This is a genomic window from Williamsia sp. 1135, from assembly GCF_002095395.1.
Lineage (GTDB): Bacteria > Actinomycetota > Actinomycetes > Mycobacteriales > Mycobacteriaceae > Williamsia.
Map to the genome: position 1 here is coordinate 56265 of NZ_MJEI01000086.1, position 20804 is coordinate 77068.

The following is a 20804-nucleotide window of genomic DNA, read 5'->3' on the forward strand; positions in this document are numbered from 1 at the left end:
ACGACCGGAGCCTATTAGATAGCTTCCGGTCTGACAAACCCTGTGATCGGTCACACTGTCCGATTAGACGACCTCGTGACCTGCCCAAATCGTTCTTCCCCATACGTATCGCGCCTGCAAAACGCCGCGTTACACATTCGAGACCTTGCGTGTTGCCTGCCCCGCCCAGGGTCGAGCGGACCTGCAGCGCGGCGTGAAGTTATCAGCTTTTTCTCAGGAAACCATGCGCGTGTGCTCAGGTGACTGAGCGTGACGCTCACACCGAATCCTGTTGTCACGTTACAGGTGCTAGTTCGGATAGACCGGCGCAGGAATGGGCAATTTGCACCGCTCCAACTCGTACTCGGGCACCCGGTCGATGCGATAGGACGTGAACCCCGCTGCTTGCCGCAGGTTGTGCTTGAAACGCGCGAACGTCCAGGGAGCCGAATACGACGCGATCAAGTCTTCCGTCGGCTTACAGGTCAGGGCGACCTGCGCCTGGCGCACCCCGTCGGCACTGACGAAGGGCGGAAGCACCGGGTACCGCGGGTAGGCACCCGACTCCGCGACCACCCATTCGGCGTCGAGATCTTTGTCGTGACCGATCCGGCCGTCAGGGAGCCGATCCGAATGAGCCGCGATCGGGTACGCCAACCCCATCTGGTCGATGACCCGCACATCGAGCGAGGCATTCATGCTCGTCATCCCGAGGTTCAGATAGAAGACAGTGATCTGCTTGTCCACGCCCGGCGGAGGCGGTACCGGCAGCGGATCGAAGTACCACTCGTCGTAGTTCGGGGAGGGCAACAACACCCCACCCGTGTTCTCATGCTTGTTGATCGACGCGACCATCGCCCGGATCCGCGGGTAGTTCAGGTAGTCCTCGGCGGTGATCGGGTGCTCGATGCCGATGTTCTGGATGTAGTAGCGACGCTCGTCGACGATGCCGCCGCGGCCGATCTCGGTGCCGTTCTTCATGCCGGCCACGTGTGAGGTCGAGATGGCCCACACGACGGTCGTGATCCACAGACCGGCCATGACCACGGTCCCCGCCCAGCCGATCACCTGTGGTCGCACATTCCGTGCGCCGTCGGTGTCGCTCCGGCGCTGCCCGAACCCGGCGGGAAGCGCAACAGGGATCACCATCACCGGCAGCATCAGCAGGAACAGCGGGACCAGAAGGACGCGGGCGTGCATGAAGTCGCCGCCCTGGCGTACCCAGTAGAACGACTCGAGGAAGCCGCAGACGAAGATCAACGTCACCACCGCGGCGGGACTCTGCAACCTGCGACTGATCGAACCCGCGCGCACGCGCCAGGTCACGGGAGCGTCGTCCTTGTGCTTGACGAGGTCAACGTGGCCGTCAGCGGACGTATCCAGCGCATTGCGACGCAGGTACCAGGTGAGTCCGGCCGCGATCACCGCGATGATCAGCGGGAGGATCAGGAAGTAGGGACTGAACATGTTGCCCAGGTACGTCAGACCCTGATCGAACTTCGACCCGGACGCGTCCTTCGCGACGGCCGTATTCGGCACCAACAGGGCGTAATAACCCATGCGGAAGATCTGGTAGGCCACCGGCACAAACGCTGCGACCGCCGCGAAGGCGAAGCGCATCTTCCAGCTCATCGGGCTACAGAAGACCAAGAGCAGGGCCAGGCCGCCCACCAGGGTCAGCTCGGGACGGATCAGTGGCGACAGCCCGGCGGTGAAGCCCAGCAACAACGTCGTCGCGACCTGCTTGCGTCCCCAGACCGCCGGATTGGTCGAGCGCTGACTCCACGCGACCAGCTGGCACCACAGCAGGGCGGCCCAGAAGATACAGAGCGACGTCTCGAGACCGCTGGTCGCAAAGTCACGCGCAGGCGGCAGCGCGATGTAGACGAGTGCACCGAGCGGGAGCAGGAGCATCCAGCCGGGATTGATCGGGCCCTGTCCCCTGCCGATGCGGTAGAGCCGGCCGGTGCCGTACATCGCCAAGGGTACAGCCGCTATCGACAACACCAGCGCGATCCAGAGCACCACGTATTCGGTCTGGGCGTCGGTCACCCAACTCCAGAACCAGATCAGATAGGTCCAGAGCGTCGAGGTGTTCGCCTCGACCCGCTCGCCCTTGTTGAACACCGGCCCGTTCCCTGCCAGCAGGTTGCGGACCGTGCGGAGAACGATCAGACCGTCGTCGGCGATCCAGCGACGCTGCCAGGCGCCGTATCCGAAGATGGCACCGACGACGACCGCGCTGATCCACAGGGAGATGGTGGCCGGGTTGATCGTGCGGCCGAGCACCCGTGGTTGCGCTGGTTCGATCCCCGGATCAGCTGATGGCCGGCCCTTGCTAGCTGATGGCCCGCCTTTTTCAGCTGATGGCATAGACCGCGACACCAACGCATACTAACCAGGCGATGGCGAGCAGCTGGAGAACACGGTCACCGAGCGCGATTTCTTCGGGTTCGCCCGCCTGACCACCGTCGACGTCGACGGCGTAGCGAAGGATTGCGATGGTGAACGGCACCATCGACAGGGCGTACCAGACGTTCTCGTTGTGTCCACCGTCTGTGTCGAACGCCCACATCCCGTAACAGAGCACGACAGTTGTCGCGGACAGCGTCCAGACGAAACGCAGGTAGGTCGTCGTGTAGTACTCGAGGCTCTTGCGGATCTTGGCGCCGGTGCGTTCGGCGAGTTGTAGCTCCGCGTAGCGCTTGCCCGCTGCCATGAACAGGGACCCGAAGGTCATCACGAGCAGGAACCACTTCGAGAGCCCGTCGGGCAGTTCAGCTGCTACGCCGCCGGCGATCGCGCGCAGCAGGAACCCGGACGAGACGATGCAGATGTCGATGACCGGCTCGTGCTTGAGGCCGAAGCAGTAGCCGAGCTGGATGGCCAGGTAGACCGCGATGACGACGGCGAGCTGCCAGTTGGCCAGGAAAGAGATCCCCAGCGAAGCGACTCCGAGAACCGCAGCCAGTACGAATGCCAGCGACCTGGGCACCACCCCCGCGGCGATCGGCCGGAACCGTTTGGTCGGGTGGTTGCGGTCGGCTTCGACGTCGAGCGCATCGTTCACGAGATAAACGCACGACGCGATCAGGCAGAACGCCACGAAGGCGACGCCTGTGCGCCAGAGCACATCCGGCTCGTCGACAGCACCGGCCGCCATCGGTGCTGCCAGCACCAACAGGTTCTTGACCCACTGCCGGGGCCTGACCGCCTTGATCAAACCCGTTGCCAGATTCTTGGGCGGGCCGCGCACGACCTCGTGCTCGATCGGCTCCTCGCTCACTGCACTCCCTCAGTTCTCAGTTCTCGTCAGTCTTTCACCCGCAGTGACCGCGGCTGCACAGGTGGCTCCGATCAGGGCGCCACCGATCACGTCGGACGGGTAGTGCACACCCAGCACGAGCCGTGACAGCAACATCGGCGGCACCAGTGCCGCGGGCAGCGCACCGGATGGTAATCCCGCAGCGCGACCGATGAGAATCGCTGCAGCGGTGGTGGAGGTCGCATGGCTCGACGGGAAGCTCAGCTTGCTGGGCGTGCCCACACCGATCGCGATGCGGGGGTCGTGTGGTCGGCGGCGGCGCACGATCCGTTTGATGACCACGGACGCGGCGTGCGCTCCGAACGCGCCGACACCGGCGGCGATCCACTGATTGCGGTTCGCCTTGTCCCCGCGGACCTGTGCTGCGGCCGCACCGGTGGCCGCCAGCCCGAGCCAGCCCAGGGAGTGCTCACCGAAGTGCGACAGTCCGCAGGCCGTCGCCAGGACGCCGGGACGATCGGACAGCGACTTCTGCACGCCGACCAGGATCTTGACTTCACCGCTGAGCGGTCCGATGAAACTCTGGGGGACCTCAATCGATTCCGAAGACACGCTCCCAGCTTTCCTTACTGGTCAGCTCAGCATGTGCGGACCGATACGTTTCACGGAGTTCGGGAAAACGAGCCCGCAGTTCTTTCACGAGCGCGGCAGATTCCTTCGCCAGGGCGATCATCTTGTCACGGTCGCGCTGCCGGAACACCACACCCCTACCGTCGGCGGTCGTCACGGTCACCCCGTCGACGCGGCCGAGACTGAACCAGCGGGCCTCGATGGGCGGGTAGTTCGCCTGTGGCACCTCGTGATGGCGCGGATCGGCGGGCCGCAGGTTGTTCACGACCGCCGCCCCGAGTGCCCGGACCTTCTTGACTGGGTTGGTCGGTATGTTCACCCCGAGATGGGTTGCCTCACCCGATGTTCGGGGTAGCTCGGTCGCGGACGGCAGAACGACCGCGTCCGGGTACTGCTTGCGCATCGCCGCGATCTTGGGCAGTGCCGACGGCAGGAGGTCGCGAATGTGGTCGGGCCCGGCCAAGAAGTCCCTGATGGCCTCGTTCTGGATTGCCACAGTCGAATATTCAAGGCAGAGAAGATGTTTCGCAGTTGCCTTGGCTATCGACTGCAGGATCGGGCCGAGCGGGCCGTCGTGATGGAGTGAGGCGACCACCAACCGATTGCGCAGGTGGAAGTAGGCCTGCCAATCGATCGCGTCGTCCTTGTCACTCCAGGCCATGTGCCAGATCGCGATGCCGGGAATGGTGGCCGTCGGGTAGCCGGCCTTGGCCGCCCGCAGCGCGTACTCCCAGTCGTCCCACTTGATGAACAGTGGCAGCGGCAGGCCGATCTGTTCCGCGGCCACGCGCGGGATCATGCACATCCACCAGCCGTTGCCCTCGACATCGATCCGCCGGTGCAGGTTCTTCGAGTTCTCGCGGTCGCGCAGCGGGTACTCGGCGAAGTCGTGGTCGTACTCCACGAACGGCGCGGCCGTCCACATGAAGTTGCGGTGGTCGATCACCTCACCCATGCAATGCAGGTGACTGCGGTCCTGCAGGTTGAGCATCTGCCCGCCGACGAGCATGGGGGACTTGGCAAATCGCGACATCGCGAGCGCACGCAGGATCGAGTCCGGCTCGATGCTGATGTCGTCGTCCATGTAGAGGACGTACGGACTGTCGGTCTGCTTCAGCGCCTCGTACATGATCCGTGAATATCCACCGGATCCGCCGAGGTTGCCCTGCTTGAACATGTGGAGACGATCACCCAGTGCCGCTGCGGCTTCGGCGAAGCCCGGTTCGTCGGTGACCAACCGGGTGCCCTGATCGGGCATCATCACGGCGTCGATGACCTCGTCGACCAGTGGATCGGACGTCAGCGCGTACAGAGCGTTCACAGCGTCGGTCGGACGGTTGAACGTCGGGATCCCGACGGTCACGCGCTTGGTGTCGGGTCCGCTGGGCGCATCGATCGGGGCGTACCAGCCGGCAGAGACGACCTCGACGTCGGTGTCGGTGGTGATGTCGAACCAGATCCAGCCGCCGTCCTCGAACGGCTCCAAGCCGACCTCGAATTCGATGACGCCCTTGCCACTTGCGTCGGTCGGGACGAGGTTGCCGTCCACCGCGATGCGGGAACCGTCGATCTTCGACCGGTACACATCGACGCGGCACGCGCCGATCACCTCGATACGCAGCACAACAGATTTGAGAATCGACCAGCGACGCCAGTAGGACGCGGCGAAAGCGTTGAAGTAGGTCAGGAAGCTGACTTCGGACTCCGCGCCCAGCAGCACCGAGGTCCGCGACGGGGCGTGGGCTCGTCGCGAATTGGACTCGGATTCAACCAGATAAAGCGACCGCACATCGAGCGGCTCACCCTGACGCGGCAGGATGACCCGCTGCAGCAACGTCTTCGCCGCATCATAGGTCTGGGGGTTCTGCGACTGCTCCGCCGCCGTCGATATCGTCACTGTTCACTCTCCGTCGCCAGGGGCGCACCGGACTGCAGGTGCGGCGCCAACGTGTTCTCGTAGGCGGTGAGCGCACTGGCGATCGCCATGTGCATGTCGAGGTACTGGTAGGTGCCGAGGCGGCCACCGAAAAGCACCTTCTGCGAGGCCGTCTCGGCCTTCGCGCGGGCCCGGTAAGCGCTCAGTTTCTCCCGGTCCTCCGGGGTGTTGATGGGGTAGTACGGCTCGTCGCCGCTCTCCGCGAACCGACTGAACTCGCGCATGATGACGGTCTTGTCGGCGGGGTACGCACGCTCGGGGTGGAAATGCCGGAACTCGTGGATTCGGGTGTACGGGACGGCGGCGTCGTTGTAGTTCATCACCGGGGTGCCCTGAAAGTCTCCGGTATCGAGCACTTCGGTCTCGAAATCGAGTGTGCGCCAGCCGAGTTCACCGTCGGCGTAGTCGAAGTACCGGTCCAGCGGCCCGGTGTAGACCACCGGCGCATCCGGACTCTGCGCCCGCAGGTCGTCACGGACGTCGAACCAGTCGGTGTCGAGGCGGACCTCGATCAGGTCGCTCTTCGCCATGTTCTCGAGCCAGGCGGTGTAACCGTCTTTCGGCAGACCCTCGTAGGTGTCGTTGAAGTAGCGGTTGTCGAAGTTGTAGCGCACCGGCAGTCGCGCGATGTTCGCGGCGGGCAGCTCGGTGGGATCGGTCTGCCACTGCTTGGCGGTGTAGTGCTTGACGAAGGCCTCGTACAGGGGCCGTCCGATCAAGCTGATGGCCTTCTCTTCCAGGTTCGAGGCCGCGTCGGTGTCGATCTCGCTGGCCTGCTCGGCGATGAGCGCGCGCGCCTCGTCCGGGGTGAAGTAGCGACCGAAGAACTGCGAGACCAGACCGAGGCCCATCGGGAACTGGTAGGCCTGGCCCTCGTACATCGCGAAGACCCGGTGCTGGTAGCCGGTGAAATCGGTGAACTTGTTGACGTAGTCCCACACCTTCTTGTTGGACGTGTGGAAAAGGTGCGCGCCGTACTTGTGGATCTCGATCCCCGTGGTGGGCTCGGCTTCGGAGTACGCGTTGCCGCCGAGATGGCTGCGCCGGTCGATGACCAGGACCCGCTTGCCGAGCTCGTTCGCTGCTCGTTCTGCGATCGTCAGGCCATAGAAGCCGGAACCGACGACAATGAGGTCGTACCGAGAAGCACCGGGGGCGGAGATGTCGGGGGTCACGGGTGTTCAGGGTAACGGACCCGGAAGTCGGGCCCGACCCACCAGCGAACAAAGCCGGGCCACGAGGGAACATTCTGGGGTGCCGGCGACTCCAATGACTGACAAACCCTCGTCGCACCCGGTGTGCCGACGTTCCCCGACCGGAGGAGAAGTACCGTGACCAGCCCAGATGACCAGCTCGACTCGATCTTTTCGCAGATCGGCGCCGAGGACCAGGTCGATCCGGCGGTCTTCGATCAGACCCTCGAAGCCGCATTCGACCACGCAGGCAGCGGACTCGACGAATTGATCCCGGACGACACCGACAACGTCACCGACTCCGATGGTGACGGAGATGACATTCTCGGCGGCGATTTCGAGGACGCTTTCGATACCCCCGGGGACACCGAGACCGACGATTCGGACACCACCGACTTCACCGACCACACCGGCGACGACTACGCACCCGCCGACGACCTCGACATCTGACTCCCCCCACCCCCGATTCTGGTGGGTTCTGGCGAGCCTGACCTGGGCTTTTAGTCGCCAGAACCCACCAATTCCGGGTCAGCGGAGGTGGTCGATCAACACGTCGGGGTTGCCCTGGGACCAGACGGTGACGATGGTCAGGCGTTTGATCCGCCAGCTCTGGCCGTCGCGGATGAGCTCGGCGTCGTACTTGTTACCCATCATCACCTGATCGGTCTTGTCCCGGGACGGACCTTCACCCGGGCGGTAATGCTGCGCCATGGCGTAACAGTTGAGTCGGGCCGTGTCGCCGTCGATGTGCACGCGGAAGTTCGACAGCGCGTGCATCGTGTCGAGCGGGCCCATCGACATCAGCAGCATCCCGACGACGGAGTCGCGGCCTTCGATCGCGGGGAAGCCACTGCGCTCGTCCCCCACCTGACTGACGTCGAACAAGACGTCCTCCGTGAAAGCCGATTCGAGGATCTCCTTGTCGCCGGCGTCGAGGCCGAAGGCGAAGCGGATCAGCACGTCGGTGGGGTCGGTGGAGGCGGGGATGACATCGAGCGGGACGGGGATTGCGTCAGGCATCTTGCAGAATCTCCAGCAGTTTGGCGCGGGCCCGGTTGATCCGGCTCTTCACAGTCTGCACGCCCACCCCCTGCTGGTCTGCGATTTCCTGATAGGAGAGATCGCCGAACTCGCGCAACACGATTGCTTCCCGGAACTCGATCGGCAATGCGCTCAGCGCAGCCCGGACCCGGGCCACATCGGTGACCTGGGAATCGATCCGTGGCGCGTTCGACTCGAACTCGGGCGGTCCGTCGGCCGAGGTGTCCAGCCGCTTGCGGATGACGGCCAGCGCGGCGTTGGAGGCGATCCGGTACATCCAACTGGTGAACTTCGAATCGCCGCGGAACTTGCCGATGTTCTGCCAGCCGGCGATCAATGCGTCCTGCAACGCGTCCTCGGCGTCGTACTTGTTGGCCGTGATCCGCAGACAGATGGCCCAGATCTGATCGCGGTTGCGGGTGACGAGCTCTCCGAATGCCGCTTGGTCTCCGTCCTGGCTCCGCAGCACGAGTTCCCGCTCGCTCATGTCAGTCACTTGATAAATGTCGCAGATACCTGGGGATGCGGCAGAGTAATCGGCAGCGAAACCGTTCCAACGACTGACCCGGGAGTCACTGTGACCGCAGGTGCCACGGCTGAGGCGGCCGATGCGCTCGCCACCGCGTCCGCAACCCTCCGCAAGTTCGGGCAGGCAAAGGCGGCCGAGCTCGCGCACGCGCGCTTCCATGCCGCCGACACCGCCGGAGCCATCGTTTTCGTCGGCGAGGTGAAGCGGGGCAAGAGCACGTTGGTCAACGCGCTCATCGGGCGCCCGGATCTGGCACCGGTGGGTGTCGACATCACCACCAGCGCCAGCGTCTGGTTCGCACCACCGGACGACACCCTGCCCGCGGGGTCCGCGCGCCTGGTGTTCGCGGATTCGACGCAGGTGATCGACGCAGGCGAGCTACCCGACTGGGTCACGATGGACGGCCGACACGTACAGGATCAGACCGTCGACGCGCTGCCGACCGAGGCGGTCGTCGCCGTCGAGGCCCTCCACCTACCCGGCCTGACGCTCGTGGACACCCCCGGCGCCGGCGGGCTCGATCCACGCCATGCCCGGCTCGCGTTGACCGCGGCACGCAGGGCGGGCGCGATCGTGATGGTGTGCGACAGCGCCGCCCCGCTGACAGCACCCGAGATCGAGTTCCTGCGGACCGCCACCGAGACGTCGGGGTCGGTGGTCGTGGCCATGACGAAGATCGACAAGAACAGGCGGAACTGGCGCACGATCGCCGAGGAGAACCGATCGATCGTGCGAAGCCGGCTGGGCCGCGCGGTCGAGGTGATCGGGGTGTCCGGCGTTCGGGCGTTGACAGCGCTCGAGCAACCGGCGGACATGCGCGAGGAGATCCTCGCCGCCTCCGGGATTCCCGCTCTCCGCGCCGCCATCGACACGCTCCTGGAAGACGCGGAGATCGCCCCGATGCTCGACGGCCTGCAGGTGTGCCGTAGCGGTATGCACCGCATGAAGGTCCGCCTGGACACCGAAATCGCGGTCGTGCAAGGCGACTCGTCGGCACTCGATGATCTGGCCGAGAAAAAGGCGGCACTCAAAGCGCTGCGCGAGCACGGCACCGAATGGGATCAACACCTCTCCCGGGACATCACCCTGGCCCGCCAGCGCGCCGTCGGGTTGCTCGATTCCGATCTGAACAAGATCAAGGAGGGCTGGAGCGAACGGATCAACGGTGAGGGCTGGCGGATCCTGCGCAAGCAGCCGCAAGTGTTCACCGCCGCAATCATGTCCGACCTCCAGGCGGCGACGGCACGCGCCTTCGAGAACTTCTCCGAGTCCTTGCACCAGATCGTCTCCACGCTCTTCGGTGACGACGAGCACTGGGAGGACATCATGGATGCGGTGGCAGGCGCCATGGTCGCCGAGGACATCAATTCTCCTGAAGTCCAACGCAAATGGAAAGACGTGGTCGATCCCAGCGCTTTGATGATGGGCTTCATGGGCGCGAACCTGCTGACCGGAGGCATGGTCGGCGGGGCCATCTTCGGGAGCCTTGCGATGGCGGCCGTCCTTCCGATCGGGCTCGTCGCCGGCGGGGTCTGGCTCTCGGTCAACCTCGGGTATCGGGCGATGCGCAACGGCAGGCAGCACCTGATCACCTGGTTGCGCGAGACACTGACGCTGGCCAACAAATCGACGTTGCGGGTCATCGATCGCACCGTCGCCACGGCGCGACCCGAGATCGTCGTGGCGTATCGCCGTCACCTTCGGGCCCAGACCGACGTGATCACCGATCAGATCAACGCCGGCGCCGAGGCCGCGAAGGAAGACAAGGCAACCCGCGACAAGAGAGTTCGGGGCCTGAGCCGGCGACTGACCGAGATCGTCTCTCTCATCGAGCAACTCGACGCGGCGATCGATGCTCTCAAGGCGGAGGCCCGGACTAAAGGCCCCGTCGCCCTGGGCAAGGACCCTGTTCTGGACGCCGACGTCGCGGAGACCGCACAGTGAATCAGCCCACCCCTCAACGACCCACCCGGAATCAGCCCACCCCTCAACGACCCACCCGGAATCAGCCCACCCCGAATCAACCCATCCGGCGTACCCGACCCCACGCACTACGGGATCAGCTCACCGCCGCGCTCGCCGAGATCGCCCGGATCGACCGTCCACTCGCCCGCTCCACCGCCCAGATCCGCGACGCCCTCTGGGCCCCGCCCCGCGTCGTGGTGGTCGGCCGCGTCAAGGCCGGGAAGTCGACGCTGGTCAATGCACTCATCGGGGATCGGGTTGCCGACACGGCCGCCACCGAATGCACCAAAGTCGTTGCGGTGTACCAGGACGGCGCCCCGTCGCGAGCAGAGGTCGTCAAGGTCGGCGGCGCCAGGCACAGTGTCCGGCTCACCGACGGCCGCCCCACCGAGCTCAACTGCCCCACAGACGAAGTCGCCTACCTCGACCGCTTTCTGCCCAGTCGGCTCCTGCGAAGCATGGTGCTCATCGACACCCCTGGCCTGGCGACCATCACCACGGGCAACGAACAGGCGACGCGGCGCGCTCTCATCGACGGGTACGGACAGACCCGCGATGCGTCGGTGGGCGCCGACGCCGCGATCTTCCTGTTCGACGCCACCCCCAGGGCCGACGAGGTGGAGTTCCTCCACGACCTCGGATTCTCCGCGGTGAACACCATCGGTGCCCTGGCGAAGGCCGACACCCTCGGAGAGGGCGCATTTGGCGACGCCGACCCGATCATTGCGGCGCGCACCCAGTCCGAGAAGATCGCCCGGTCGATGTCGGCGGCACTGCTGACCGTCCAGCCGGTCGCCGGGTTGCTGGCGCAGACTGCCCAGACCGGACAATTCACCGAGGCCGACGCCGATGCGCTCTCCGCCCTGGCCGGGCTGTCCGATATGCAATTGGAGCTCTGGCTCGAGTCGGAAACGCCCGCAACAGGCACCCAGGCGGGGCGTGATCGACTTCTCGATCTGCTCGGCGAGTACGGCCTCCGGCATGCTCGCGCGGTCGCGCCACAGGGTGCCCACGCGGTGAATGCCTGGCTCCAACGACGTTCCGGCGTGGATGAACTGCGGGAGAACGTCGACGTCAACCTGACCCGATCGGTGTTGATCACCAGGGCGGTCGCGACCTGCACACAGATCGAACATCTGGCTCTGACGCATCCCGCCGGTGGCCGGATCAGGTCGATACTGCGGCAGGTTCGGCAGACTCCCCAGGCACACACGATGGAGGAGTTCAAGGCGATGCATTCGCTGACCCGCACCGACCCGGAATCGCCCTGGGTCGGCGAACTCAGGCAGGTGCTCGTCGGGTCCGGGATAGCCGGCCGGATCGGTCTGCCCGTGGGCGCCGATCGTGGCGCGATGGCCGCAGAACTCGACAACCGACTGCGCCGTGTCCACGAGGCCGGACTACTCGGTGGGTCCGCTGCCGAAGAACAAGCTGTCGCGGTACTGCTCCACACCTATTCGATGATGCGCCGCTCGATCTGACCGACTGTCCTGACGTTCAGGCATCATTCACGCTGATCTGGGACCCGTTTCGGCTATGGTTCTCGCATCGCTGCGGAGACGCAGCCGGAGGCGAGCTCGACCAATGCGGAGACGCAGCCGGAGGCGGAGCTCGACCAATGTCGATGTCCGGCGTCGATGCGAGGGACACAGAGCATGTTCGACAGTCGCGCAAAGCTCGCATCCGCCATGGCGATCGCCCTCACGACGACGATCGTCATCGCCGCCTGCATGTCCGGGGACTCCGATGACGACCACACCACCGCCGGCGCCAACCATGGCCCGGACGCCGGCGCAGTGGCATACACCGAACCGGTCAAGCTCTCAAGTGAGAACGGGGTGCTCGAGGTACGACTGTCCGCCCATCAGGGCACCGTCGCCCTCGACACCGCATCGCGGCCGGTATCGGACTTTCTCGTCTTCGGATATGAGGTCATCGAGGGCACCGCGTCGAACGGTGAGACCACCGGCGACAACCTGTATCCCGCCCCGACCCTGCGCGTCGACCCCGGCGAGCGGCTGATCGTCCACTACGACAACGACCTGCAGGGCCTGACGATCAGGGACTACTACGACCCGGCGTTCACACCCAAGGGCGGTGAGGTCCCGATCTATCCTCCCGCGCTCGAATCGTCACCGCTGAACCTGCACACCCACGGACTGCATGTGAGCCCGGACGGCAACGCGGACAACGTGCTTCTCGACATCCCCGCGGGCCTGGGCAACACCTATGACTATGCGATCCCGGATGACATGCCCAACGGGATGTACTGGTATCACAGCCATCGCCACACCCTCACCGCCGCGCAGACCTACTCAGGCCTGGCAGGCCTGCTGGAGATCGGGCGGCCGGACGGAAACCTGCCCATCGTCACGGAGAAGAACATACCGATTCGCGATATGGCGTTGCAGTACAACTACGTCTTCGATCGCAGCGGTGACGGCGCGACACTCAATCATCCGGGCTGGCCGCAGTATCTGAGCACCCTCACCCCGCCCGACCCTGCGCAGCTCGCGGACGGCACCTATCGACCGGTCCTGGCGCCGACGAACTTCGCCGAGACGACGAAGGGGTCGCAGTACTTCACCAACTGGTACTCCGGACCACTGTCCCCCGACAATCATCGCGGCCAGAACCAGATGGTCCCGCAGAACCTGCAGACGTTCACCGGCGAGAAGACCACCATCGGAGCGAATCCCGACCTTCCGGACAACGAACGTGATGTCCAGTTCACCATCAACGGACTATTCCAGCCGAAGCTCGAACTCAAACCGGGCCAGACCGAGATCTGGGTGCTCGCCAACATCAGCGACTTCGCCTACATGCCGTTGCGGCTCACGGAAACTGCCACAGGCAACCATCCGAAGTTCGCCATCGTCGGCCAGGACGGAAATCCCTACACGAAGGTCGAGGGCCCCGTAGGCGGTGACGGCACCCGGCTCGTCGTCCCGCCCGCGTCCCGGTACGCCATCGCGGTCACCATGCCGGCGACGGGAGATCTGGTCCTCGACATGCCACCGCTCGACGGTGCCAAGCCGGTCTCCAATCCCGGTGTCCTCTATACCAACAACGGCACCGACAACCCACCCGCAGAACTCGGTACGGTCACCGTAGACCCACAGCACATCAGCTACGCCGATGGATTCTTCACCTTTCCCACCCAGAAGCTCATCCAAGCCACACCGGGCGAGGGGCAGGGGCAGACCACCGCCTTCGACTACGGGCAGCCACTGAATGCCTACACTTCGTTTGTCGACACCTCGGCGATGCCCGTCGACGTGAACCGGGAACTCGTCGTCTCAGGGGGTTTTACGAACACCTTGGCCAGCGAGAACGATCCGAAGGCGTTCACCTACGCCTTCGACTCGAGCACGTACCCCAACATCCCCCTGATCCAGCCCCGGCTGAACTCGGTCGAGGAATGGAAGATCACCAACCTCAACAACGACGAACACCCGATGCACATCCACGTCAACGACTTTCAGGTGACAGAGATGGTGGATCCGATCGCCGGGACCACCACCGGCGTACAGCCGTGGGGCGTCGACAACATCAACGTCCCGGCACCGGTGACCGACGACCAGGAAAACGCCCTGGTTCCGGCCTCTCTCACCTTGCGGTCCGAGTTCACCGAGTACATCGGGACGTACGTGATCCACTGCCATCGTCTCAACCACGAGGACAACGGGTTGATGGCGACCGTGAACGTGATCCCTGAGGTGTCGAGTTATGCAGTGGCAGCGCCGGGTTCACCCGGCAGAGCGGCCACCGTAAGGGTCCTCGACGGCACGGGAGACCGGCCCCTGGGAAACGTCACCCCCTTCCCTGGGTTCGAGGGAACACCGACCGTGGCGATGGCAGATGTCGACGGCGACATGGTGCTCGACCTGCTGGCCGGCACCGGGCCCGGGGTCGCGCCGGAAGTCGTTGCTTACAGCGGGGCAGGTGGTGCACCCTTCCAGCGGGAGATCACCCGCTTCGCCCCGTTCTCCGCCGACGTCCGCGGCGGGGTGAACGTCGCGGGCGCCGACATCGACGGAAATGCGTTGGCCGACAACATCATCGTCGGGACAGGCCCCGGTACCGAATCGCAGGTGAGAATCTATTCGACCGTGCTGCCTCCATCCGGCACAGCACCTGACGAGTTCTCGCGCTTCACCCCTTACCCGGGGTCACAGAGCGGGGTCACCGTCGCGACCGGAATGGTCGACGCCGACTCCGGCCGCGACACCATCGTCACCGCTCCCGGACCCGGCGACACCCCGCTGATCAAGACCTTCCGCTACGACCTCTACCAGCCGACGGCACGGCACGAGCGGGCCGGTTCCACACCTGACCCCGAGCACTCGGTCAAGATCGGCGAACCGACGAAGACCTCGGAGTTTCTTGCCTTTGACGAGACCTACACCGGTGGAGTGTCATTGGCCACCGGGTGGGTTGCAGGCGCCGAAGGTGGCGCACAGAGCATCATCACCGCCATGGCCTCGGGCGAGGGCGTGGTGAACGTCTGGTCCCGTGGATCGCTGCTCGACGGTGGGCCCGAGATGTACCTGCAGAATCCGAACCATCACCAGGGTCCGGTGGATTTCGGTCAGATCGCATCATTTGCGGCCTTCCCCGGTTCGGGTGTTCGGCTCGCGACCACGAGCACCACCACGGGCGCGGACCTGCTGGTCGGTGGCCCGGGTGGCGAGGTACGCAAATATGCTCTGGGACGGCCCGATCCGGCCTCGACAACAGTGAGCCCACGGCTGCTCACGACCCTGTCGCCCTCGACACCCGGTACCGGAGCGCCGGCCTTGGCCGGCCGCTGACCTCCGCCGGCGATTTCCGGCACGGTCACGGGGGACCCGGGCGGTATCGTTCAACCATGGATTACTCAGCTGCTCTCCTCGAACAGAACCGGTTGCTCGGTGAGGTCTTCCGAGGCGCGGACCACGGCGCGCCTGTACCGACCTGTCCGGAGTGGACGATCCAGCAGCTGTTCCGCCACATCGGCCGAGGTGATCGCTGGGCCGCCCAGATCGTCGCCGAGAAGGCCGACGGTCCCCGAGACCCTCGACAGGTGCCCGACGGTAAGCCGCCGGCGGACATCGATGGTGCGATCGAGTGGTACCACGGTGGTGTCCGCACGCTGCTCGACGCGGTCCAGGCAACAGGTCCCGAGACTCCGGTGTGGACCTTCGTCGGTCCCCGTCCCGCCTCTTGGTGGATCCGCCGTCGTCTGCACGAGACCACGGTCCATCGCGCAGACGCAGAGCTCGCCGTGGGACACGATTACACACTGTCGCCTGAACTGTCCGCTGACTGCATCTCCGAATGGTTCGAGATATTCGCAGCAGAGCCCGCCGGCCGACGAACTCCCCCACTCGACGACGGGTCCACCTTGCACCTGCACGCGGCTGAGAAGGATCTCGGATCAGCAGGCGAATGGTTCATCCGTCGCGACGGCGACGCGCTCGGCGTCGAGCACTCTCACGCCAAGGCGACGACGGCCGTCCGCGGACGGTCGGTCGATCTGCTGCTCGCGCTGACTCGCCGACGCCCGACCGATGACGCCGGAGTCGAGATCATCGGAGACCGTTCGGTCTGGGACACCTGGCTCGACCGCACCGGCTTTTGACCTCTACGGCAGACTCCAGAACACCGTAGTGCAGAGGAAGAATACCGCGACCCAGAAGACGTTGACGCCGGCGATGATCGCCCATCCCCAGCCGTTGGTCCACGACACCGTGCGGTCTTGTCGCGGCCACAGCCAGATCTTGAGGAGCTTGTTGACGTAGTAGGGCATCGTGAAATAGCTCATCACGAAGCTCGAGATCAGGTTGCCGATCAGCAGGCCCAGCCACAGCGGCATCTCCAGCGGCGACAGCGCAAGCGTCAGCAGCACGACGGTCGGGTACAGACCCACCCAGACCGCGATCGAGGTCTTGAAGTCCGACGGCGGTGGGGCCTCGTGTCCCTTGTCGTCGAAGGCGAACCAGCTGCCGAACGAGTTGTCGATGGTGCGGAGTTCGAAGTCGTCGAACTTTTTCCCCTCTTCGAGCAGCGCTGTGCGCTTCGGCGACGTCAGCCAGGCATCGAGATCGGCGGCGGTGTCGTAGCGGTACAGCGCCGTCCACTCGTCCTGCAGACCCTCGATCGGGCGGAACAACTCGGTCCCACGAAAACCCGCGAACGAGGTCTCGGCCTCCCGAAGGCGCCCCTGCCAGGCGAGGAAGTCGTCGACGTGTTCGGGCTTGACCCGATGGGTCACGACCACCGTCACCAGCGGATCGGTGGGCCTCGACCCACCGCTGATCACCTGTTGGGTGGCCGGGCCGTCGAAGTAGTCGCGGCCCAGATCGAGATGCTCCTGGCGGGTCGAACTGTTGATCCAGGCCTGCACGTTGGAGATCGAATCGAAGCGATAGACGACGACCCAGTCCGGCTGGACGTTGGTGGGCTGTGCCGTCTCGGCGGCGATGAATCCGGGGTACTGTGCGGCCGCGGCATTCATGTTGTCCTGCCAGATACCGAATGCGGCCTCTGCCCCTGGACGGACCTTCTGGCCGATGATCACCGTCGCGGCGTTGTTGGTGGTCGTCGTGTCGGCGCTCATCGCCATCTCCTACTGGTTGCGAAAGTTGAGTTTTTCAAACGGTTGCCGCCGCTGAGACAGCCGTCTTCTGGTGCTCGAGCAACTTGCTGAATATACGGTCCGGGGTGAGCGGAAGCTCACGAATGCGAACCCCCGTCGCGTCGAAGAGGGCGTTGGCCATCGCCCCGGCGACCGGGTTGATACAGCACTCCGCCATACCCTTGGACCGCATCGGGCCCACCGAATCCTCGGACTCCACCAGGATCACCTCGGTCCGCGGCACGTCGGCATAGGTGGGGATCCGATAGTTCCGCAGGTTCGGATTGATCATCGTCCCGGTGTGATCGACGTGGTGATCCTCGGTGAGGACGAAGCCGAGGCCCTGTGCGACACCACCTTCGATCTGTCCGCGGACCTGAGCCGGGTTGATGACCACCCCCGGATCGGCGGCCTGGACACTGTAGAGGATGCGGATCTCGCCGGTGATCCGGTTGACCGCGATCCGGAAGCCGTGCGTGTTGGAGGTGACGCTGCGCGGCGATCCATAGGCTTTGCGGGCCTCGGTGAACCTGATCCCGCGGGCCTTGCCCGCCGCGACCACCTCGGCCAGCGTCAGTCTCGTGTCGCCGCACAGGACCCCGTCATCGTCCATCGAGCAGTCGGCCAACGGCACCTTGGCATGCGACGCCGCAAACGCCAGGATGCGGTCCCGGAGTGCGTTCGACGCGTTGAGAACAGCGTTGCCCGCCACGAAGAGCCCGGCGCTGGCGAAGGCACCGGTGTCGAAACCTGTCTTGTCGGTGTCTGATTGGATCAAGCGCACGCGAGACGGTGTGGTGCCGAGCTGATTGGCGCAGATCTGCACATGTGCGGTCGATGTACCCTCCCCGAACTCCACGGTTCCGACAGCCAGTTCGTAGACGAGATCGTCACCGAGTGTCGCCCAGGCCTCGGAGATGTGTTCTGTCGGAGGCGCGGTCTCGTGCACCGAGCTGGCGGTCCCCACGCCGACCGACCATTCATCCCCTTCGGGTGCGTCGATGGTGTTGCGCGCCAACGCCGCGTCCACCAGGTCGAGACAGTCCCCGAGCCCGTCTTCACTGAACATCACGTCGTCGGGCCCGTCTTCGAGCGCGACCAGCGGGTCACCGGGGCGCACGATGTTGCGACGACGCAATTCGAGCGGATCCATGTCCAGTGCGACGGCCAGCTCGTGCATGGCCGATTCGACCGCGAACGACGGCTGGGTCATACCGTAGCCGCGCAGAGCGCCGCTCGGAACGGTGTTCGTGTACACCGAGTACGCGTCGTATTTCTTGTTGGCACACCGGTAGATCGCCACCGCCGCACCGCCCGCGAACAGTGTTTCACCGCCGTGGTTGCCGTAGGCACCGGTGTTGGAGATGTTGCGCACCGCAAACGCTGTGAGGGTGCCATCCGCCTTGGCGCCGAGCTTGATGGTCAGCGTCATGGGATGCCGCGGTGAGGCGGTGGTGAACTCCTCGGTACGGGTGAACTCGAGACTGACCGGTCTGCCGGTGTCGAGGGTCGCCAACGACACCAAGTCCTCGACGATCACCTCCTGCTTGCCTCCGAATCCGCCGCCGACACGCTTGCAGAAGACGCGGAGCTGGTCCGGACGCAGATCGAACAGGTGCGAGAGCTTGATCTTGGCGATGGACGGTGACTGCGAACTGGTCCGGACGGTGAGCCTTCCGTTGTCCATCCACGCGACCGCCCCGTGGGTCTCGAGGTGCGCGTGCTGCACGCGCGGTGACGAATACGTGCCCTCGTGGATGACGTCGGCCTCGGCGAAGCCCGCTTCGACGTCGCCGACGTGTCCGTGGATCTCGAGCAAGATGTTGTGTTCGGGATCTTGGACGAAGGGATCGTCCGAGCCGTGCAGCGCGGGGGCACCGTCTTTCATCGCCTCGACCGGGTCGAACACAGCAGGCAGTGGCTCGTACTCCACGACAACGCGCCTGCAGCCTTCCTCGGCCGCCCCGATCGTGTCGGCGAGCACCGCGACCACCCGCTGGCCGACGAATCTGACGACGTTGTCGAGCATGTAGGTGTCGTCGGGGTCGACGAGGTGGTCGGTGTGGATGGCCGTGGTGTAGAGCTTGCGGGGCACGTCTTCCCAGGTGTACACGCGCTGCACTCCGGGTACCGCCAGCGCTGCGGTCGTGTCGATCGACACGATGCGTGCATGCGCGTGCGGGGAATGCAGCAGTTTCAGATGGAGCATTCCGTCCATCTCGACATCCATCGTGTACTCGGCCCGCCCGGTGACGATGTCGAGGGCCGCCGGCGCACCGACACTCGTGCCGACCGCCTGCCCGGGCTTCGCCTCCTCGATCTCCGCGACCCCGTTCACCGCGTCTTCGATCGCGCGGTAACCGGTGCACCGGCACAGGTTGCCTTTGAGGGCCCGGGACAAATCTTGCCTCTGTTCGTCGGTGAACGTCGCGGCGGTCATGATCATGCCTGCCGTACAGAACCCGCACTGGAATCCAGGTGCGGCACAGAATTTCTTCTGCATCGGATGCAGATCGTCAGGTGTACCGAGCCCCTCGATGGTGGTGACCTCGTGTCCGTCCGCACGGAAGGCCGGAGTGATGCAGCTGTGGACGGGATCTCCGTCGAGCCAGACCGTGCAGGCACCGCAATCGCCACCGTCGCAACCCTTTTTGACTCCGTGGTGGCCGAGTGAGCGCACGAAGGTACGCAGGCACTGCCCGGGATCGGGTTCGGCGGAGAAGGCCTTTCCGTTCACCGTGTACGTCATGACACGCCGCCTGCCAGTAGTTCGCTGCGAATTTCTTCGGCGAAGTGCCTCGCCAGGTGGTGCCGGTGATCTGGTTTTCCGTTGGGATCATCGAACCAGACGTCGGGGGGTATCGCATCGACGGCGCCGGCCAAGGTGTCGGCGTCCGGCATGGTGCTGAAGGCCAACCGGATCGGATGTGTCGTTCCTGCGGTGATGGTCAGCAGCAGATCGTCGCTGCCCGGCGTCTGCGTCGCAATCATGAACAGTGTCGACCGCCCCATCTTGGTCAGGGTGAACCGGCGATGGGTGTAGCGCTTGCGGAGCGCGGAGGCCGGAATGTCGATGCGGCGCAGGATCTCCCCGGGCGCAAGCACATTTCTGTTGTTCCCCGTCACGAAATCGACTGCGTCGACGGTCCGTTCGGTGCCATCGGGAGACCACAGCGTGTAGGTCGCCTCCAGCGCGACCGTCACCGTGATCATCGGCCCCGCAGGCAGGGACATCACGATGTTGCCACCGACCGTTGCCGAGTTCCAGACCTTGAACGAGGCCAGAAACGCCTCACAGCTGGTGCGCAGTAGCGGACCGACGGTCCAATCATCGGGGGCCGCAAGCGCGTAGAGCTCACGGACGGTACAGGTGGCGCCGATCTGAAGGCCGTCGGGACCGGCGGTCAGCGAGTCCCATCCGAGGGCCGTGAGATCGACCAATCGACGCAGATGGGGCTGCTCGTCAGAGAACAGCCAGGTACCCCCGGCCAGCCACGCGTCGCCGTCGCGCCAGTCTCGCCCCGGCCGGTCGGACGGATGCCGGACCACGTCCGTGATCGTGTTGATGTCCATGGAGTTGTCTCCCTCGGCAGCAGGTGCCACGGCGGCGGGCGGGCCGATGTCTGGGCCGAACCCGATGTCTGGCG

At 65.0% G+C, this 20804-nt stretch carries 15 protein-coding genes; 5 read left to right on the forward strand and 10 right to left on the reverse strand.

Annotated elements, in window-relative coordinates; genetic code table 11:
* Nucleotides 1-288: 288 nt before the first annotated feature.
* Genes zomB through glf form a run of 5 tightly spaced genes read right to left on the reverse strand, consistent with a single transcriptional unit; the run spans nt 289 to nt 6985 of the window.
* Nucleotides 289-2352 carry a flagellar motor control protein ZomB gene (zomB, locus tag BFL43_RS10945; protein ID WP_084892578.1) on the reverse strand — a complete coding sequence of 688 codons (2064 nt, stop codon included), beginning with the start codon at nt 2350-2352 and terminating at the stop codon, nt 289-291.
* The gene (locus BFL43_RS10950; RefSeq protein ID WP_084892579.1) at nt 2339-3265 is read right to left on the reverse strand and encodes a decaprenyl-phosphate phosphoribosyltransferase; all 927 of its coding nucleotides are present in this window, start codon (nt 3263-3265) and stop codon (nt 2339-2341) included. The genes zomB and BFL43_RS10950 overlap by 14 nt, the downstream gene beginning before the upstream one ends.
* A gap of 9 nt (nt 3266-3274) precedes the next feature.
* Entirely contained in the window at nt 3275-3856 is a 582-nt protein-coding gene (locus tag BFL43_RS10955; protein ID WP_084892580.1) for a phosphatase PAP2 family protein, read from the reverse strand.
* Complete coding sequence (locus BFL43_RS10960) at nt 3837-5765, reverse strand: glycosyltransferase (protein ID WP_240498200.1); 1929 nt, start codon at nt 5763-5765, stop codon at nt 3837-3839. Before BFL43_RS10960 ends, BFL43_RS10955 begins: the two co-directional genes overlap by 20 nt.
* Before the next feature lie 2 nt (nt 5766-5767).
* Nucleotides 5768-6985 (reverse strand): UDP-galactopyranose mutase, encoded by a 1218-nt coding sequence (gene glf, locus BFL43_RS10965; protein ID WP_084892582.1) that lies wholly within the window; start codon nt 6983-6985, stop codon nt 5768-5770.
* 156 nt (nt 6986-7141) lie between these two features.
* Here glf and BFL43_RS10970 point away from each other — a divergent pair, with 156 nt between their 5' ends.
* Nucleotides 7142-7453 (forward strand): hypothetical protein, encoded by a 312-nt coding sequence (locus BFL43_RS10970; RefSeq protein WP_084892583.1) that lies wholly within the window; start codon nt 7142-7144, stop codon nt 7451-7453.
* A gap of 78 nt (nt 7454-7531) precedes the next feature.
* Here BFL43_RS10970 and BFL43_RS10975 read toward each other — a convergent pair whose 3' ends face one another.
* Nucleotides 7532-8023, reverse strand: coding sequence for a nuclear transport factor 2 family protein (locus BFL43_RS10975; protein WP_084892584.1), 492 nt, complete (start codon nt 8021-8023; stop codon nt 7532-7534).
* Nucleotides 8016-8531 carry a sigma-70 family RNA polymerase sigma factor gene (locus BFL43_RS28920; protein WP_168176607.1) on the reverse strand — a complete coding sequence of 172 codons (516 nt, stop codon included), beginning with the start codon at nt 8529-8531 and terminating at the stop codon, nt 8016-8018. The genes BFL43_RS10975 and BFL43_RS28920 overlap by 8 nt, the downstream gene beginning before the upstream one ends.
* 90 nt (nt 8532-8621) lie before the next feature.
* Between BFL43_RS28920 and BFL43_RS10980 the strand changes: the two genes are divergently transcribed.
* The 4 genes from BFL43_RS10980 to BFL43_RS10995 all read left to right on the forward strand — a co-directional run bounded on the left by BFL43_RS10980 (nt 8622) and on the right by BFL43_RS10995 (nt 16161).
* Nucleotides 8622-10517, forward strand: coding sequence for a dynamin family protein (locus tag BFL43_RS10980; protein WP_168176604.1), 1896 nt, complete (start codon nt 8622-8624; stop codon nt 10515-10517).
* Complete coding sequence (locus BFL43_RS10985; RefSeq protein WP_084892586.1) at nt 10514-12019, forward strand: dynamin family protein; 1506 nt, start codon at nt 10514-10516, stop codon at nt 12017-12019. The genes BFL43_RS10980 and BFL43_RS10985 overlap by 4 nt, the downstream gene beginning before the upstream one ends.
* A 174-nt stretch (nt 12020-12193) precedes the next feature.
* A complete protein-coding gene (locus tag BFL43_RS10990; RefSeq protein ID WP_084892587.1) occupies nt 12194-15352 on the forward strand; it encodes a multicopper oxidase domain-containing protein in 3159 nt (1052 codons plus the stop codon).
* A gap of 56 nt (nt 15353-15408) precedes the next feature.
* The gene (locus BFL43_RS10995) at nt 15409-16161 is read left to right on the forward strand and encodes a maleylpyruvate isomerase family mycothiol-dependent enzyme (protein ID WP_084892588.1); all 753 of its coding nucleotides are present in this window, start codon (nt 15409-15411) and stop codon (nt 16159-16161) included.
* A 3-nt stretch (nt 16162-16164) separates the two neighbouring features.
* Here the strand turns inward: BFL43_RS10995 and BFL43_RS11000 are convergent, their stop codons facing one another.
* The 3 genes from BFL43_RS11000 to BFL43_RS11010 are packed head-to-tail and all read right to left on the reverse strand — an operon-like array spanning nt 16165 to nt 20730.
* Nucleotides 16165-17139 (reverse strand): antibiotic biosynthesis monooxygenase, encoded by a 975-nt coding sequence (locus BFL43_RS11000; protein WP_084892601.1) that lies wholly within the window; start codon nt 17137-17139, stop codon nt 16165-16167.
* 34 nt (nt 17140-17173) lie between these two features.
* On the reverse strand, nt 17174-19906 hold the full coding sequence (locus tag BFL43_RS11005; protein WP_084892589.1) for a molybdopterin-dependent oxidoreductase: 2733 nt from the start codon (nt 19904-19906) through the stop codon (nt 17174-17176).
* Nucleotides 19903-20730 (reverse strand): FAD binding domain-containing protein, encoded by an 828-nt coding sequence (locus BFL43_RS11010; RefSeq protein ID WP_084892602.1) that lies wholly within the window; start codon nt 20728-20730, stop codon nt 19903-19905. Before BFL43_RS11010 ends, BFL43_RS11005 begins: the two co-directional genes overlap by 4 nt.
* Nucleotides 20731-20804: the final 74 nt, after the last annotated feature.

Coding starts and splice junctions, on each gene's coding strand:
- BFL43_RS10975 (WP_084892584.1), bottom strand. CDS start 8,023: ATGCCTGACGCAATCCCCGTCCCGCTCGATGTCATCCCCGCCTCCACC.
- BFL43_RS10990 (WP_084892587.1), top strand. CDS start 12,194: ATGTTCGACAGTCGCGCAAAGCTCGCATCCGCCATGGCGATCGCCCTC.
- BFL43_RS11010 (WP_084892602.1), bottom strand. CDS start 20,730: ATGGACATCAACACGATCACGGACGTGGTCCGGCATCCGTCCGACCGG.
- BFL43_RS11000 (WP_084892601.1), bottom strand. CDS start 17,139: ATGAGCGCCGACACGACGACCACCAACAACGCCGCGACGGTGATCATC.
- BFL43_RS10995 (WP_084892588.1), top strand. CDS start 15,409: ATGGATTACTCAGCTGCTCTCCTCGAACAGAACCGGTTGCTCGGTGAG.
- BFL43_RS11005 (WP_084892589.1), bottom strand. CDS start 19,906: ATGACGTACACGGTGAACGGAAAGGCCTTCTCCGCCGAACCCGATCCC.
- zomB (WP_084892578.1), bottom strand. CDS start 2,352: ATGCCATCAGCTGAAAAAGGCGGGCCATCAGCTAGCAAGGGCCGGCCA.
- BFL43_RS28920 (WP_168176607.1), bottom strand. CDS start 8,531: ATGAGCGAGCGGGAACTCGTGCTGCGGAGCCAGGACGGAGACCAAGCG.